The 15,361-nt window shown below is 68.7% G+C and carries 14 protein-coding genes; all 14 read left to right on the top strand.

Annotated features, from left to right (window positions below):
- Positions 1-12 precede the first annotated feature (12 nt).
- The 14 genes from rpe to pyk all read left to right on the top strand — a co-directional run bounded on the left by rpe (position 13) and on the right by pyk (position 15,291).
- The gene (gene rpe, locus AC25Y0_RS04005; RefSeq protein ID WP_488123096.1) at positions 13-684 is read left to right on the top strand and encodes a ribulose-phosphate 3-epimerase; all 672 of its coding nucleotides are present in this window, start codon (positions 13-15) and stop codon (positions 682-684) included.
- Positions 685-700: 16 nt separating this feature from the next.
- Positions 701-964 (top strand): phosphoribosyl-ATP diphosphatase, encoded by a 264-nt coding sequence (locus AC25Y0_RS04000; RefSeq protein WP_488123095.1) that lies wholly within the window; start codon positions 701-703, stop codon positions 962-964.
- A gap of 45 nt (positions 965-1,009) precedes the next feature.
- Positions 1,010-1,852 (top strand): ATP phosphoribosyltransferase, encoded by an 843-nt coding sequence (gene hisG / locus AC25Y0_RS03995; RefSeq protein ID WP_488123094.1) that lies wholly within the window; start codon positions 1,010-1,012, stop codon positions 1,850-1,852.
- Positions 1,852-2,640 carry an imidazole glycerol phosphate synthase subunit HisF gene (gene hisF, locus AC25Y0_RS03990; protein WP_488123093.1) on the top strand — a complete coding sequence of 263 codons (789 nt, stop codon included), beginning with the start codon at positions 1,852-1,854 and terminating at the stop codon, positions 2,638-2,640. Before hisG ends, hisF begins: the two co-directional genes overlap by 1 nt.
- Complete coding sequence (gene hisI, locus AC25Y0_RS03985) at positions 2,637-3,002, top strand: phosphoribosyl-AMP cyclohydrolase (protein WP_488123092.1); 366 nt, start codon at positions 2,637-2,639, stop codon at positions 3,000-3,002. Before hisF ends, hisI begins: the two co-directional genes overlap by 4 nt.
- A complete protein-coding gene (locus tag AC25Y0_RS03980) occupies positions 2,999-3,601 on the top strand; it encodes a Trp biosynthesis-associated membrane protein (protein ID WP_488123091.1) in 603 nt (200 codons plus the stop codon). Before hisI ends, AC25Y0_RS03980 begins: the two co-directional genes overlap by 4 nt.
- 43 nt (positions 3,602-3,644) lie before the next feature.
- Entirely contained in the window at positions 3,645-3,875 is a 231-nt protein-coding gene (locus AC25Y0_RS03975; protein ID WP_488123090.1) for a DUF6704 family protein, read from the top strand.
- Between the two features lies 1 nt (position 3,876).
- A complete protein-coding gene (gene trpC / locus AC25Y0_RS03970; protein WP_488123089.1) occupies positions 3,877-4,653 on the top strand; it encodes an indole-3-glycerol phosphate synthase TrpC in 777 nt (258 codons plus the stop codon).
- Positions 4,650-5,906 carry a tryptophan synthase subunit beta gene (gene trpB, locus AC25Y0_RS03965; RefSeq protein ID WP_488123088.1) on the top strand — a complete coding sequence of 419 codons (1,257 nt, stop codon included), beginning with the start codon at positions 4,650-4,652 and terminating at the stop codon, positions 5,904-5,906. The genes trpC and trpB overlap by 4 nt, the downstream gene beginning before the upstream one ends.
- The gene (gene trpA, locus AC25Y0_RS03960; RefSeq protein ID WP_488134222.1) at positions 5,903-6,709 is read left to right on the top strand and encodes a tryptophan synthase subunit alpha; all 807 of its coding nucleotides are present in this window, start codon (positions 5,903-5,905) and stop codon (positions 6,707-6,709) included. Before trpB ends, trpA begins: the two co-directional genes overlap by 4 nt.
- Positions 6,710-6,719: 10 nt before the next feature.
- Positions 6,720-7,706 carry a prolipoprotein diacylglyceryl transferase gene (lgt, locus tag AC25Y0_RS03955; RefSeq protein WP_488123086.1) on the top strand — a complete coding sequence of 329 codons (987 nt, stop codon included), beginning with the start codon at positions 6,720-6,722 and terminating at the stop codon, positions 7,704-7,706.
- Between the two features lie 66 nt (positions 7,707-7,772).
- On the top strand, positions 7,773-12,344 hold the full coding sequence (gene gltB, locus AC25Y0_RS03950; RefSeq protein ID WP_488134221.1) for a glutamate synthase large subunit: 4,572 nt from the start codon (positions 7,773-7,775) through the stop codon (positions 12,342-12,344).
- Positions 12,337-13,803 (top strand): glutamate synthase subunit beta, encoded by a 1,467-nt coding sequence (locus AC25Y0_RS03945; RefSeq protein ID WP_488134220.1) that lies wholly within the window; start codon positions 12,337-12,339, stop codon positions 13,801-13,803. Before gltB ends, AC25Y0_RS03945 begins: the two co-directional genes overlap by 8 nt.
- Positions 13,804-13,848: 45 nt before the next feature.
- Positions 13,849-15,291 carry a pyruvate kinase gene (gene pyk, locus AC25Y0_RS03940; protein ID WP_488123083.1) on the top strand — a complete coding sequence of 481 codons (1,443 nt, stop codon included), beginning with the start codon at positions 13,849-13,851 and terminating at the stop codon, positions 15,289-15,291.
- Positions 15,292-15,361: the final 70 nt, after the last annotated feature.

Genomic DNA, 15,361 nt, shown 5'->3' with positions numbered 1-15,361 from the left:
CATAATGGAGCGGTGCCCGACATCCGCGTGAACCCCAGCATCCTCGCCGCCGACTTCGTCAACATGCAAGCCGAGCTCGCGCGCATCCACGCGGCCGACTTCGTGCACGTCGACGTCATGGACAACCACTTCGTGCCGAACCTCACGTTCGGCCCCCAGATGGTCGAGCGCATCCAGGCGACGAGTCCCGTCCCGCTGGACGTGCACCTCATGATCAGCGACCCCGATCGTTGGGCGCCGGAGTACGCCGAGCTGGGTGCGGCATCCGTCACGTTCCATCTCGAAGCGGCGGCAGAGCCGGTCGCGCTCGCCAGGCGCCTGCGCGACATCGGCGCACGGGCAGGCGTCGCCGTCAAGCCGGCGACACCCGTCGAGGGCCTCTTCGACCTGCTCGACGAGTTCGACCAGATCCTCGTCATGACCGTCGAGCCGGGCTTCGGCGGTCAGTCGTTCATGCCCGAGATGATGCCCAAGCTGCGCCGCCTCGCCGACGAAGCACGCCGCCGCGGATCCAGCGTGTGGCTGCAGGTCGACGGCGGAATCGGCGACGCGACCATCGCGCAGGCCGCCGAAGCGGGGGCGGACACCTTCGTCGCAGGATCCGCCGTGTTCGGCGCATCGGATCCGGATGCCGCCATTGCGAAGCTGCGCGCGGCCGCCGCGGCGGCGACCCACCGCCACTGACAGGTACCCTGGCATGGTGAAGACGTTCGACGCCCTGTTCGCTGAGCTCCAGGCGAAGGCCGCCGAGCGCCCCGAAGGATCGGGGACGGTCGCGCAGCTCGATGCCGGCGTACACGCGATCGGCAAGAAGATCGTCGAAGAGGCGGCCGAAGTGTGGATGGCTGCCGAGTACGAGTCGCACGACGCCGCGGCCGAAGAGATCTCACAGCTGATCTATCACCTGCAGGTGCTCATGCTCGCGAAGGGACTGACGCTCGAGGACGTCTACCGACATCTGTGAGCGTGCCTCCACCCGTCATCTGCGACATGAGAAAGCTCATCTGAAATGCTGCGAATCGCCGTGCCGAACAAGGGCTCGCTCGCCGAGACCGCGACCGAGATGCTCGCCGAGGCCGGTTACACCGGTCGCCGCGACCCGAAAGACCTGCACGTCATCGACCCGACCAATGAAGTCGAGTTCTTCTACCTGCGCCCCAAGGACATCGCGACCTACGTCGGCTCCGGAGCCCTCGACGTCGGCGTGACGGGCCGCGACCTGCTGCTCGATGCGCGCATGCCGGGTGCGGTCGAAGTCGAGGCTCTCGGCTTCGGCGGTTCGACGTTCCGCTTCGCGGGTCCGCCCGGACGCTTCGCGAGCGTGCACGACCTCGAGGGCGCACGCGTCGCGACGGCCTATCCCGGTCTCGTCGATGCCTTCCTCGATGACCACGGCATCGCCGTCGACCTCGTGCCGCTCGACGGCGCCGTCGAATCCGCCGTCGCGCTGGGCGTGGCCGACGCCATCGCCGATGTCGTCTCGACGGGCACGACGCTGCGTCAGGCGGGCCTGGAGATCTTCGGGCCCGTCATCCTCGAGTCCGAAGCCGTGCTCATCACCTCGCCCGCCGAGGCACCCGGCACCCAGACCCTCCTGCGGCGTCTGCGCGGCGTCATGGTCGCCCGCCGCTTCGTCATGGTCGACTACGACCTGCCGGCCCACCTCGTCGATGAGGCCGTCGCGGTCGCCGGTGGCGTCGAGTCACCGACGATCTCACCCCTGCGCGACCCCGGGTGGGTCGCCGTGCGCGTCATGGTCGCGCGTCAGGGCGTCAACCAGGTGATGGATGCCCTGTATGCGATCGGCGCCCGTGCGATCCTCGTGACGGCGATCCACAACGCGAGGCTGTGATGAGCGTCGTCTGCCGCGTCATCCCCTGTCTCGACGTGGCCGCGGGTCGCGTCGTGAAGGGCGTCAACTTCCAGAACCTGCGCGACATGGGCGACCCCGTCGAACTCGCACGCGAGTACTACCGCCAGGGTGCCGATGAGCTGACGTTCCTCGACGTCACCGCGACCATCGACGAGCGCGCGACGACCTACGACGTCGTGCGCCGCACGGCCGAAGAGGTCTTCATTCCGCTCACGGTCGGCGGGGGAGTGCGTCAGGTCGACGACGTCGCGCGGCTTCTGGCCGTGGGCGCCGACAAGATCGGCGTCAACTCCGCCGCGATCGCACGCCCGGGCCTCATCGACGAGATCGCGGATCGCTTCGGCGCGCAGGTGCTCGTGCTGTCGCTCGACGTCGCGCGCGCGACCGGCGAGCTGGCCGACCTCGTGCCCTCGGGCTTCGTCGTGACGACGCACGGTGGGCGCACGGCGACGACGCTCGACGCCCTCGAGTGGGCGCGCGAAGCGATCGAGCGCGGCGCGGGCGAGCTGCTGGTCAACTCGATCGACGCCGACGGCACACGTGAGGGGTTCGACCTCGAACTGGTCCGGCTCATGCGCGAGGTCTCGAGCGTGCCCGTCATCGCCTCGGGCGGTGCGGGCCGGGCGGCCGACTTCGCGCCAGCGATCGCCGCAGGCGCCGACGCCGTGCTGGCGGCATCCGTCTTCCACTCCGGCCAGCTCACCGTCGGCGACGTCAAGGCGGCGATGGTGGCCGAGGGCATCCCGGTGCGCGAGGTCGCCTCATGACGCACGAACGCGATCCCCGGCTCGACCGTGTCACCTTCACCGATGACGGCCTCGTCGCCGCCATCGTGCAGCAGTGGGACACGCGCGAAGTGCTCATGCTCGGCTGGATGGATGAGGAGGCGCTGCGGCGGACGCTCACCGAGGGGCGTGTCACGTTCTGGTCGCGCTCGCGGCGCGAGTACTGGCGCAAGGGCGACACGTCGGGCAACATCCAACTCGTGAAGGGCGCGCGCCTGGACTGCGACGGCGACGCGATCCTGCTCACCGTCGAACAGGTGGGCCCCGCCTGCCACACGGGCACGCGAACGTGCTTCGATGCCGACGACCTCGCCCCGCTCGTCGCGGACGGCCCCGCGGAATGATCAGCCGCGCGCGCCTCGTCGCCATCCTCTCGACGCTCCTGCCCGGAGCGATCGGAGTCATCGCCTCCACGCAGACCTGGCTCACCGTCGTGCTCGCCGACGGCGCGCATCACACGCTGCCCGTCCCGGGCGCCTCGGCGATCCCCGTTCTCGCCCCGCTCAGTCTCGCCGTTCTCGCGCTCGGCGCCGCCCTGTCGGTCGTCGGCCGGGTGCTGCGGTACATGTTCGGAGCACTGACGGTCGTGCTCGCCGGCATCCTCTTGGTGCTGACCACAGCCGTCGTGACGGGCCCGCAGACCTCCCACGTCGCCTCGACCGTGACCGAAGCGACCGGCATCACGGGCGAGAAGGCCGTGGCCGGCCTCGTCGAGACGGTCGAGGTCTCTGTGTGGCCCGCCGTGACGCTCGTCTGCTGGGTCGTGCTGCTCATCGCCGGGGTCTTCACGATCGCCACGGCGCACCGCTGGAAAGGCGCGGGGCGCCGCTACACGACGGGCGACACTCCCGGGCGTGCGACGGCGACGAGCGCGGGATCGCGCCCGCACGACGCGATCGACGACTGGGACGGCCTTTCTCGTGGCGAGGATCCGACGACCTGACCGATAGACTGACGTCGACCCGCGCCTATTTCGGAGGAGATCCATGAGCACCAACATCGGCGACCCCGGCCACGGACACTCGCCCGCCGCCTGGACGGCCGTCGTGATCATGCTCGTCGCGGTCACTCTCGGCGTCGTTTTCTTCGTCCTCGACATGCCCGCCCTCGTGTGGGCCTCCGCGGCGCTCCTGGTCGTCGGGCTCATCGTCGGATGGGTCATGGCCAAGGTCGGCTACGGCGTCAACGGCCCGAAGTACTCGCCGAAGGCCCACTGAGGTGCTGGCCGATCTCACGGCCGGCGCGGTTCAGGATGCAGAGGCTCGCGCTGCTGCGCGACCCCTCGCGGTCGTCGAGCGAGACGCCCTCATCCAGCCGCCCGCTCGTGACGCCCTCGCCGCGCTCGCGCCGGCCGACCGCGTCAAGATCATCGCCGAGGTCAAGCGCGCCAGCCCCTCGCGTGGTGACCTCGCGGCGATCCCCGACCCCGCCCTGCAGGCTCTGCGCTACCAGGAGGGCGGTGCATCCGCCATCTCGGTCCTGACCGAGGGACGTCGCTTCAAAGGCAGCCTCGCCGACCTCGAGGCCGTCAAGTCCGCCGTGCAGGTGCCCGTGCTGCGCAAGGACTTCATCGCGACCGAGTACCAGGTGCTCGAAGCGCGCGCGTCGGGTGCCGACCTCGTGCTGCTCATCGTCGCGGCTCTCGCCCAGCCCGTTCTGACGCGCCTGCATGCCCTCGTGCTCGAACTCGGCATGACCCCGCTCGTCGAAACGCACAGCGCGGGCGAGGTCGACACAGCGGCTGAGCTCGGCGCACGTCTCATCGGCGTCAATGCGCGAGACCTGTCGAACTTCGGACTCGACCGCGACCTGTTCGGCCGCCTCGTCGACCGGATCCCGGCCGACGCGATCAAGATCGCCGAGTCCGCCGTCCTCTCACCCGACGACGTCACCCACTACCGGTCCGCGGGCGCCGACGCCGTGCTCGTCGGCGAAGCGCTCGTGACGAATGACCCCGTCTCAACGCTTCAGGCGTTCCTCGAGGCGGGCTCATGAGTCTGCGGGCGGCAGCCGGCCCCTTCTTCGGCGATTTCGGCGGCCGTTACATGCCCGAGTCGCTCATCGCGGCGATCGACGAGCTGACAGCCGAGTACGACGCCGCGAAGGCCGATCCCGCGTTCCACGCCGAGTTCGTGCGCCTGCTCCACACGTACGCCGGCCGTCCTTCGATCATCACCGAGGTGCCTCGGTTCGCCGAGCACGCCGGGGGAGCGCGCATCTTCCTCAAGCGCGAGGACCTCAACCACACCGGCTCGCACAAGATCAACAACGTCCTCGGCCAGGCGCTTCTGACGAAGCGTCTCGGCAAGACCCGCGTCATCGCCGAGACCGGCGCGGGACAGCACGGCGTCGCCACGGCGACCGCCGCCGCGCTGTTCGGCTTCGACTGCACGATCTACATGGGCGAGGTCGACACCGAGCGCCAGGCGCTCAACGTCGCTCGCATGCGGCTGCTCGGCGCCGAGGTGATCCCCGTCACGACGGGTTCGCGCACGCTGAAAGACGCCATCAACGACGCCTACCGCGACTGGGTCGCCACGGTCGAGAACACGAACTACGTCTTCGGCACGGCCGCAGGCCCGCACCCGTTCCCCGCCATGGTGCGCGACTTCCAGAAGGTCATCTCCGAAGAGGCGCGCCAGCAGCTCCTCGATGAGACGGGCCGACTGCCCGACGCCGTCCTCGCGTGCGTCGGCGGGGGCTCCAACGCGATCGGCATGTTCGACGCGTTCCTCGATGACGAGGGTGTCCGCCTGTACGGCGTCGAGGCGGCCGGAGACGGTGTCGACACCGACCGGCACGCGGCATCCATCGAACGAGGCCGTCCCGGCGTGCTGCACGGCGCGAAGACGTACGTGCTGCAGGACGAAGACGGCCAGACCATCGAGTCCCACTCCATCTCCGCGGGACTAGACTACCCGGGCGTCGGCCCCGAGCACGCGTGGCTGGCCGACATCGGGCGGGCCACCTACATCCCCGCGACCGACGACGAGGCGATGCAGGCGCTGCGTCTCCTGTCGCGCACCGAGGGCATCATTCCGGCGATCGAATCCGCGCACGCCCTCGCGGGGGCCCTGCGCATCGGACGCGAGCTCGGTCCGGATGCGATCCTCGCCGTCAACCTGTCCGGCCGCGGCGACAAAGACATGGACACCGCCGCCCGCTACTTCGAGCTGTACGACGAGGAATCGCCCGTGGACGCACCCGCCGCCGCCGAATCGGCCAAGGGCGACGGGGTCGAGCTGTGACGGCGTCGCGGGTCGCCGCCGCGATCGACAAGGCTCACGCTGAAGGCCGCGGAGCGTTCATCGGCTACCTGCCGCTCGGGTTCCCCGATCTGCAGGCGAGCATAGAAGCCGCTGTCACCCTCGCCGAGAACGGTGCCGACATCATCGAGCTCGGCCCTCCGTACTCCGATCCCGTCATGGACGGCACCGTCATCCAGGAAGCCACCCAGACGGCCCTGGCGGCGGGATTCCGTCTGCGCGACACGTTCACGGCGATCCGCGAGATCACGGCACGTGTCGATGTCCCCGTCCTCGTCATGACGTACTGGAACCCGGTCGTGCAGTACGGCGTCGACCGCTACGCCGATGATCTCGTCGCCGCAGGCGGGGCAGGTCTCATCACGCCGGACATCACGCCCGAAGCCGCGACCGAGTGGATCGCTGCGAGCGAGCGCACGGGCCTCGACCGCGTCTTCCTCGCCGCACCCACATCCACCGACGAGCGTCTCGACCTCATCATCAAGAACTCGACGGGCTTCATCTACACCGTCTCGACGATGGGCATCACGGGGGAGCGGGCTGAGCTGGACGCCGCTGCTCGCACGCTCGTCGAGCGCCTGCAGGCCAGGGGAGCCGGTCACGCGTGCGTCGGAATCGGCATCTCGACAGCCGATCAGGTCGCCGGTGTCGTCGAGTACGCGGCCGGCGCGATCGTCGGAACGGCCCTCGTACGCGCCCTGCGCGACAGTGGACTCGAAGGCCTCGCGACCGAGACACGCGCACTCACCGCCGGTACGGTCACGACCGTCGGTCGCGACAACTAAACTCGCAATCATGCTTTCCTCCGCCGCGGGCGTCGTCACCAGCATCCCGAGTCCCGACATCAGCTCGTTCTCGATCGGTCCGCTGACGATCCACATCTACGCGCTGTGCATCATCACGGGCATCATCGTCGCGATGTTCATGACGAACTACCGGCTCACCAAGCGGGGCGCCGAGCCGTGGGTCGTGATCGACATCAGCCTGCTGGCTGTGCCGCTCGCGATCATCGTGGCGCGGTTCTATCACGTCTTCACGCACGCGAACTTCTACTTCGCCGAGGGACGCGAGTGGTGGAACCCGTTCGTCAAGGACGCCATCTGGAACGTGTGGGACGGTGGCATCGCCATCTACGGCGCGCTCATCGGCGGTGCCATCGGAGCCTGGCTCGGCTGCCGCTGGACCGGCATCCGCTTCTGGACGTTCGCCGATGCGCTCGCGCCCGGCCTCCTGCTCGCGCAGGCGATCGGCCGGTTCGGCAACTGGTTCAACCAGGAGCTCTTCGGCACCCCGACCGACCTGCCCTGGGGTCTCGAGATCGATTATCCGAACGCCGCGTGGCCGATCGGACTGCCCGAAGGCACGCTGTTCCACCCCACCTTCCTCTACGAAGTGATCTGGAACCTGCTCGGCGTCGTCGTGCTGCTGTGGCTCGGCCGTCGCCTGCGTCTGCAGTGGGGCCGGCTGTTCGCGGTCTACCTCATCTGGTACAGCGCCGGCCGCATCGTGTGGGAGTCGATGCGCATCGACCCGAGCGATGTCATCTTCGGCCTGCGCACCAACGTGTGGGCGGCCATCGCGGGCGTCATCATCGGTGTCGTCATCCTCATCGTGCAGGCTCGACGCCACACCGCCGATGAGCCCTCGCCCTACCGGCCGGGGCGGGAGTGGAAGCCTGACGGGGCTGTAGAATCTCAGTCACCCGACTACGTCGACGTCAGCGAACCGCCGACCGACACCGTCGAAGAGGACACCGCCACAAGCACAGTCGCCACGAAGTAGCGTCACGCGCACTTCGTCCAACGGGCCGACGACGTCCCCCATCTCCACTCAGTGAGGACGGTTCCCATGGGCGTGAGCCCGCTTTCTGGCGACCTCAGCGGGTTTCCCCCCGCTCAGGGCATGTACAACCCCGCGTTCGAGAAAGATGCGTGCGGTCTCGCGATGGTTGCGACGCTGCGCGGCACTCCCGGTCACGACATCGTCGACCACGCTCTGACGGCGCTGCGCAACCTCGAGCACCGCGGCGCGATCGGCTCGGATGCCGGCACGGGTGACGGAGCGGGGATCCTGACGCAGATCCCCGACGCGTTCCTGCGCGCCGTCGTCGACTTCGAGCTGCCGTCTGTCGGCGAATACGCCGTCGGCATGTCGTTCCTGCCGCGCGATGACGCCCAGCGCACCGCCGTGAAAGAAGGCATCGCCCGCATCGCCGCCGACGAGGGCCTCGTCGTACTCGGCTGGCGCCTCGTGCCCACGCGCGAAGAGCACCTGGGCAAGCTCGCTCTGGCGGCGCGCCCCGACTTCGAGCAGCTGTTCCTGTCCCGCCCCGCCATCGGCGGCGCTCCGGCGATGTCCGGTGTTGCTCTGGACCGTGTGGTCTACCGTCTTCGCAAGCGCGCCCAACATGAGTTGGGCGCGTATTTTGTTTCCCTCTCGTGTCGCACACTCGGCTACAAGGGCATGGTCACGACGCTTCAGCTCGAGCCGTTCTTCCCTGATCTTTCCGACGAGCGATTCGCCAGTGAGCTGGCGGTCGTGCACTCGCGCTACTCGACCAACACCTTTCCGTCCTGGCCGCTCGCACAGCCCCTGCGCATGCTCGCGCACAACGGCGAGATCAACACGGTGCGTGGCAACCGCAACTGGATGCGCGCGCGCCAGTCGCAGCTGGAATCCGAGCTGCTGGGCGACATGGCACCGCTGCTTCCGATCTGCACGCCCGGCGCGAGCGACTCGGCCTCGTTCGACGAAGTGCTCGAGCTCCTCACGCTGTCCGGCCGGAGTCTGCCGCACGCGGTCATGATGATGATGCCCGAGGCCTACGAGAAGCAGGCCGATCTCGACCCCGAACTGCGCGCGTTCTACGACTACCACGCGCTGCAGATGGAACCGTGGGACGGCCCCGCCGCCCTCATCTTCACCGACGGCACCCTCGTCGGTGCGACCCTCGACCGAAACGGGCTGCGCCCCGGCCGCTGGACCGAGACGACCGACGGCCTCGTGGTCATCGGCAGCGAGACGGGCGTGCTCGAGTTCGAGCCCGAGCGCATCAAGCGCCGCGGGCGCCTGCGCCCCGGGCGCATGTTCATCGTGGACACGGCCGAGGGCCGCATCGTCGAAGACGACGAGATCAAGACGCGTCTTGCCCACCTCGAGCCGTGGGGGCTGTGGCTGCGTCAGCGTCTGCAACTCGAAGAGCTCCCCGACCGCGAGCACATCGTGCACCCGATCGCCTCGATCACGCGTCGACAGCGCACCTTCGGCTACACCGAAGAAGAAGTCCGGATGCTGCTGACCCCCATGGGGCAGACCGGTGCCGAGCCGCTCGGCGCGATGGGAAGCGATACGCCCGTCGCCGTGCTCAGCGAACGCCCGCGCCTGCTGTTCGACTACTTCACGCAGCAGTTCGCGCAGGTCACCAATCCGCCGCTGGACTCGATCCGCGAAGAGATCGTGACGAGTCTGCGCGCCGGCATCGGGCCCGAGCGCAACCTGCTCTCGTGGGGTCCGGATCACGCGCGGCAGATCACGCTGGATTTCCCGGTGCTCGACAACGACGAACTCGCGAAGATCCAGAACATCCACCGCACGATGCCGGGTCGCCGCGCCGTGACGCTGCGGGGTCTCTATCACTTCGATGCCGGCCAGGGCGTGCTCGAGGCGCGCCTGCGTGAGCTGTGCGCCGAAGCGGACACCGCGATCGCGGAGGGCGCCGAGTTCCTCATTCTGTCCGACCGCGACTCGAACAAGGACCTCGTGCCCATCCCGTCGCTGCTCCTGCTCTCGGCGGTGCACCACCATCTGATCCGCAACGAGACGCGCATGAAGGTCGGGATCGTCGTCGAGGCGGGTGACGTGCGCGAAGTGCACCACGTCGCGACGCTGCTGGGCTACGGCGCATCCGCGGTCAATCCGTACCTCGCGATGGAGACCGTCGAGCACCTCGTCCGCACGGGCTTCATCACGGGAATCTCGGCCGAGCAGGCTGTGCGAAACGTCATCCGGGCGCTGGGCAAGGGCGTGCTGAAGATCATGTCCAAGATGGGCATCTCGACCGTCGCATCGTATTCGGGGGCACAGGCCTTCGAGGCCGTGGGCCTGGGGCAAGAACTCATCGACGCGTACTTCACGGGCACCGAGAGCAAGCTCGGCGGCATCGGGATCGATGAGATCGCAGCTGAGAACCAGGCGCGCCACGACTTCGCCTACCCCGAAGACGCCGCGGCCCGCGCGCACGAGCGACTGTGGACCGGCGGTGAGTACCAGTGGCGCCGCGACGGTTCGCCGCACCTGTTCAACCCCGACACGATCTTCCGGCTGCAGCACTCGACGCGCACACGCCGGTACGACATCTTCCGCGAGTACACGAAGCTCGTCGACGACCAGGCGCACGAGCTGAAGACGCTGCGGGGACTGTTCCGTCTCAAGACGGGGGAACGCCCGCCCGTGCCGCTCGACGAGGTCGAGTCGGTGGCATCCATCGTCGCCCGGTTCTCGACGGGGGCGATGAGCTACGGCTCGATCTCGCAAGAGGCCCACGAAACGCTCGCGATCGCCATGAACAGCATCGGCGCGAAGTCGAACACGGGCGAAGGCGGCGAAGACGTGGACCGACTTCTGGACCCGACACGCCGCAGCGCCATCAAGCAGGTCGCTTCGGGTCGTTTCGGCGTCACGAGCCTCTACCTGAGCGAGGCCGACGACATCCAGATCAAGCTCGCTCAGGGCGCGAAGCCCGGCGAAGGCGGACAGCTTCCGCCGACCAAGGTCTACCCGTGGGTCGCGCGCACGCGCCACGCGACGGCAGGCGTGGGACTCATCTCGCCGCCCCCGCACCACGACATCTACTCGATCGAAGACCTCAAGCAGCTCATCTTCGACCTCAAGCGAGCCAACCCCTCGGCGCGCGTGCACGTCAAGCTCGTGAGCCAGTCCGGAATCGGGGCGGTCGCTGCGGGCACCGCGAAGGCCCTCGCCGACGTCATCCTCGTCTCGGGGCACGACGGCGGCACGGGTGCGAGCCCCCTCAACTCCCTCAAGCACGCCGGCACGCCATGGGAGCTGGGTCTGGCTGAGACCCAGCAGACGCTCATGCTCAACGACATGCGCGACCGCGTCGTCGTGCAGGTCGACGGCCAGCTCAAGACGGGCCGCGATGTCATCATCGGCGCCCTGCTCGGGGCCGAGGAGTTCGGTTTCGCCACGGCGCCGCTGGTCGTCTCGGGATGCGTCATGATGCGCGTCTGCCATCTCGACACGTGCCCCGTGGGCATCGCGACGCAGAACCCGACGCTGCGCGCGCGTTTCACGGGCAAGCCGGAGTTCGTCGTGAACTTCATGGAGTTCATCGCCGAAGAGGTGCGCGAGCTGCTCGCCCAGCTCGGCTTCCGCTCGCTCGACGAGATCGTCGGCCGCACCGATCTGCTCGACGTCGACGACGCCGTGCGGCACTGGAAGACCGACGGCCTGGATCTCGCGCCGATCCTGGCCGGGCCGAGGTTCGCCGATGACCAGCCGCGCCGGCACGCACGCGATCAGGAGCACGGACTCGAGGAGCACTTCGACGTGCCGCTCATCGAACGCGCTCAAGAAGTCATCGCCGAGGGCGGACACATCGCGCTCGACCTGCCCATCCGCAACACCGAGCGCGCCGTCGGAACGCTGCTGGGTCACCACGTGACCCGCGCGCACGGCGAGCACGGGCTGCGCACGGGATCGATCGAGATCAACCTCACCGGGTCGGCCGGACAGTCCTTGGGCGCCTTCCTTCCGGCGGGCATCACGCTGCGCCTCGAGGGGGATTCCAACGACTACGTCGGCAAGGGCCTGTCCGGAGGTCAGATCATCGTGCGCCCGCCCCGGGCGGCGGCGTTCGACGCGGCGCACAACGTCATCGCCGGCAACGTCATCGGCTACGGGGCGACCCAGGGAACGATGTTCCTCGCCGGTGTCGTGGGGGAGCGGTTCTTCGTGCGCAACTCCGGCGCGACCGCCGTCGTCGAGGGCGTCGGCGACCACGCGCTCGAGTACATGACGGGCGGCCTCGCCGTCATCCTCGGCACGACAGGGCGAAACCTCGGGGCGGGCATGTCCGGAGGCACGGCGTACGTCCACCGGCTCGACCCGGCGCTGGTCAACCGCGAAGCGCTCGCCAACGGCGAGCTCGAGCTCGGGCAGCTCGGATCGGGCGACGCGGCCATGCTGCGCGATCTGCTCGAGCAGCATGTCGCCCACACCGGATCGGCGCGCGCGGCATCGCTGCTCGCGGACTTCGAGACCGAGGTGACGAACTTCGTACGGGTGCTGCCGCGCGACTACGCCGCCGTGCTGCACACAAGACAAGCCGCCGTCGCCGAGGGACTCGATCCCGACGGAGACGTCGTGTGGAACCGCATCCTGGAGGTGACGGGTGGCTGACCCGAAGGGCTTTCTGAAGACCACCGAGCGTGAGCTGCCGGCGCGGCGCCCCGTTCCCGTGCGGATCATGGACTGGAAAGAGGTCTATGAACCCGGTGACAGCGCCGTGCTGCGCCGCCAGGCAAGCCGCTGCATGGACTGCGGCGTGCCGTTCTGCCACCGCGGTTGTCCGCTCGGCAACCTCATCCCGGAGTGGAACGACCTCACGTGGCGCGGCGAGGGTCGGGCGGCGAGCGAACGTCTGCACGCCACCAACAACTTCCCCGAGTTCACAGGACGGCTGTGCCCGGCCCCGTGCGAGAGCTCGTGCGTGCTGGGCATCACCCAGCCCGCCGTGACGATCAAGCAGATCGAGGTGTCCATCGCCGATGAGGCGTTCGGAAAGGGATGGATCGAGCCGGAGCCGCCCGGGCGCCTCACGGGTCGGACGGTCGCCGTCGTCGGATCGGGACCGGCCGGCCTCGCGGCCGCGCAGCAGCTGACCCGCGCGGGCCACACGGTGGCCGTCTTCGAGCGCGACGACCGGATCGGCGGACTGCTGCGCTACGGCATCCCCGACTTCAAGATGGAGAAGAAGCACCTCGAGACACGCCTGCGCCAGATGCAGGACGAAGGCACACGATTCCGTGCCGGCATCGAGATCGGTGCCGACCTGTCATGGGACGACCTGCGCGCGCGGTACGACGCGATCGTCGTTGCGACAGGCGCGCCGGTTGCGCGCGAGCTGCCCCTGCCGGGGCGCGACCTCGACGGCGTGCACACCGCGATGGAGTACCTCGTGGAGTCCAACCGCGTCGGAGCCGGCGACATCGTGCCGAACCAGATCACGGCTGCGGGCAAGCACGTCGTCGTGATCGGCGGCGGTGACACGGGAGCGGACTGCATCGGGACGGCGCACCGCCAGGGGGCGCTCAGCGTCACGAACCTGGCGATCGGCCGGCGCCCGCCGGGGGAGCGGCCCGAGCATCAGCCGTGGCCCACCGCCCCCACCCTGTTCGAGGTGCAGTCGGCGCACGAGGAAGGCGGTGAGCGCTCGTATCTGGCGTCGACCGTCGAGTTCCTCGGGAACGGCGCGGGAGAGGTTCGCGCGCTGCGCGTGGCCGAGACGGAGTTCGTCGACGGACGGCGTGTCCCCAAGCCCGGTACCGAGCGCGAGATCCCCGCAGACCTCGTGCTCATCGCGATGGGCTTCACGGGCCCTGACCGCGAGCTGCTCGAGAACCAGCTCGGGGCGCGCTTCACCGAGCGCGGCATCCCCTCGCGTGATGCCGACTACCAGACGACGACGCCCGGTGTGTTCGTCGCAGGAGACGCCGGTCGCGGACAGTCACTCATCGTGTGGGCGATCGCAGAAGGGCGCTCGGTGGCGGCAGCCGTCGACGCATTCCTGATGGGCAGTACGCAGCTGCCCGCGCCCGTGCGACCCGACGATGTCGCCATCGGCCTGCCGTCCGCGTAGGCTGGCGAAGGCTTCCCCACTCGCACACCATCGGAAGAAGCACGGATGAGACGCGCAAAAATCGTCGCCACTCTGGGTCCCGCAACGTCGTCGTATGAGATGGTCCGAGCGATCATCGATGCCGGTGTCGACGTCGCTCGCCTGAACCTGAGCCACGGCGACTACTCGGTCCACGAGACCAACTTCGCCAATGTGCGCAAGGCCGCCGAAGACGCGCGGCGCGCCGTCGCGATCCTCGTCGACCTGCAAGGACCGAAGATCCGACTCGGCAAGTTCGCGGACGGCCCGCACGAGCTCGCCGTCGGTGACATCTTCAAGATCACGACCGAGGACATCGTCGGCACGAAGGAGATCGTCTCGACGACGTTCAAGGGTCTGCCCCACGATGTCAAGCCGGGCGATTTCCTGCTGATCGACGACGGCAAGGTGCGCGTCCAGGTGGTCGAGAGCGACGGCACGGTCGTCACCACCAAGGTCATCGTCGCCGGGCCCGTCTCGAACAACAAGGGCATCAACCTGCCCGGTGTCGCCGTCAACGTTCCGGCGCTCTCCGAGAAGGACGAAGCGGATCTGCGCTGGGGCCTGCAAGCCGGTGCCGACTTCATCGCGCTGTCGTTCGTCCGTTCGGCGAAGGACGTGCAGCGCGTGCACGTCATCATGGCCGAGGAAGGGCGACACGTCCCGGTCATCGCGAAGATCGAGAAGCCGCAGGCGGTCGAGAACCTCGAGGAGATCATCGACGCCTTCGACGGCATCATGGTGGCCCGCGGCGACCTCGGCGTCGAGCTTCCGCTCGAGGCCGTGCCGATCGTGCAGAAGCGCGCCGTCGAGCTCTGCCGCCGCATGGCCAAGCCCGTCATCGTCGCGACGCAGATGCTCGAGTCCATGATCGAGAACCCCGTCCCCACGCGCGCCGAGACGAGTGACGTCGCCAATGCCGTGCTGGATGGCGCCGACGCGGTCATGCTGTCGGGCGAGACGAGCGTGGGGCACTACCCCGTCGTCGTCGTCGAGACGATGGCCCGCATCATCGCATCCACGGAAGAGCACGGCCTGGAGCGCATCCAGCCCTTCACGACGAAGCCCCGCACGCAGGGCGGGGCGATCACGCTCGCCGCGCTCGAGGTCGCCGACTTCGTCGAGGCGAAGTACCTCTGCATCTTTACCGAGTCCGGCGACACGGCACGTCGCATGTCACGCTTGCGCCCGGCCATCCCGATGCTCGGGTTCACGCCGGAACCGGACATCCGCCGCCGCATGGCGATCACGTGGGGCGTGCAGTCCACCCTCGTGGAGCACGTGCCGCACACCGACCGGATGTTCATCCAGGTAGACGACTACCTGCTGTCCAACGATCTCGCCGCCGTCGGTGACAAGGTGGTCGTCATCTCGGGATCGCCTCCTGGGATCGTCGGCTCGACCAACGACATCCGCGTCCACAAGGTGGGTGATGCCGTGCACGGCAAGGCCCCCATCTATCGCGAGTAGCGCGCGAGCGAACGGCGAAGGCGGTCACCCCTCGGGGTGGCCGCCTTCGCCGTTCGGTGCGGGTGTGCGC

The organism is Microbacterium sp. Y547 (assembly GCF_057669785.1).
Note: the sequence above shows the minus strand (reverse complement) of the source record. Positions and strands in the feature narration are given on the sequence as shown.

Bases quoted from the DNA above. Each gene is read 5' to 3' on its own strand.
- hisG (WP_488123094.1), top strand. From the start codon at position 1,010: ATGCTGCGAATCGCCGTGCCGAACAAGGGCTCGCTCGCCGAGACCGCG.
- hisF (WP_488123093.1), top strand. From the start codon at position 1,852: ATGAGCGTCGTCTGCCGCGTCATCCCCTGTCTCGACGTGGCCGCGGGT.
- hisI (WP_488123092.1), top strand. From the start codon at position 2,637: ATGACGCACGAACGCGATCCCCGGCTCGACCGTGTCACCTTCACCGAT.
- AC25Y0_RS03980 (WP_488123091.1), top strand. From the start codon at position 2,999: ATGATCAGCCGCGCGCGCCTCGTCGCCATCCTCTCGACGCTCCTGCCC.
- AC25Y0_RS03975 (WP_488123090.1), top strand. From the start codon at position 3,645: ATGAGCACCAACATCGGCGACCCCGGCCACGGACACTCGCCCGCCGCC.
- trpB (WP_488123088.1), top strand. From the start codon at position 4,650: ATGAGTCTGCGGGCGGCAGCCGGCCCCTTCTTCGGCGATTTCGGCGGC.
- lgt (WP_488123086.1), top strand. From the start codon at position 6,720: ATGCTTTCCTCCGCCGCGGGCGTCGTCACCAGCATCCCGAGTCCCGAC.
- gltB (WP_488134221.1), top strand. From the start codon at position 7,773: ATGGGCGTGAGCCCGCTTTCTGGCGACCTCAGCGGGTTTCCCCCCGCT.
- pyk (WP_488123083.1), top strand. From the start codon at position 13,849: ATGAGACGCGCAAAAATCGTCGCCACTCTGGGTCCCGCAACGTCGTCG.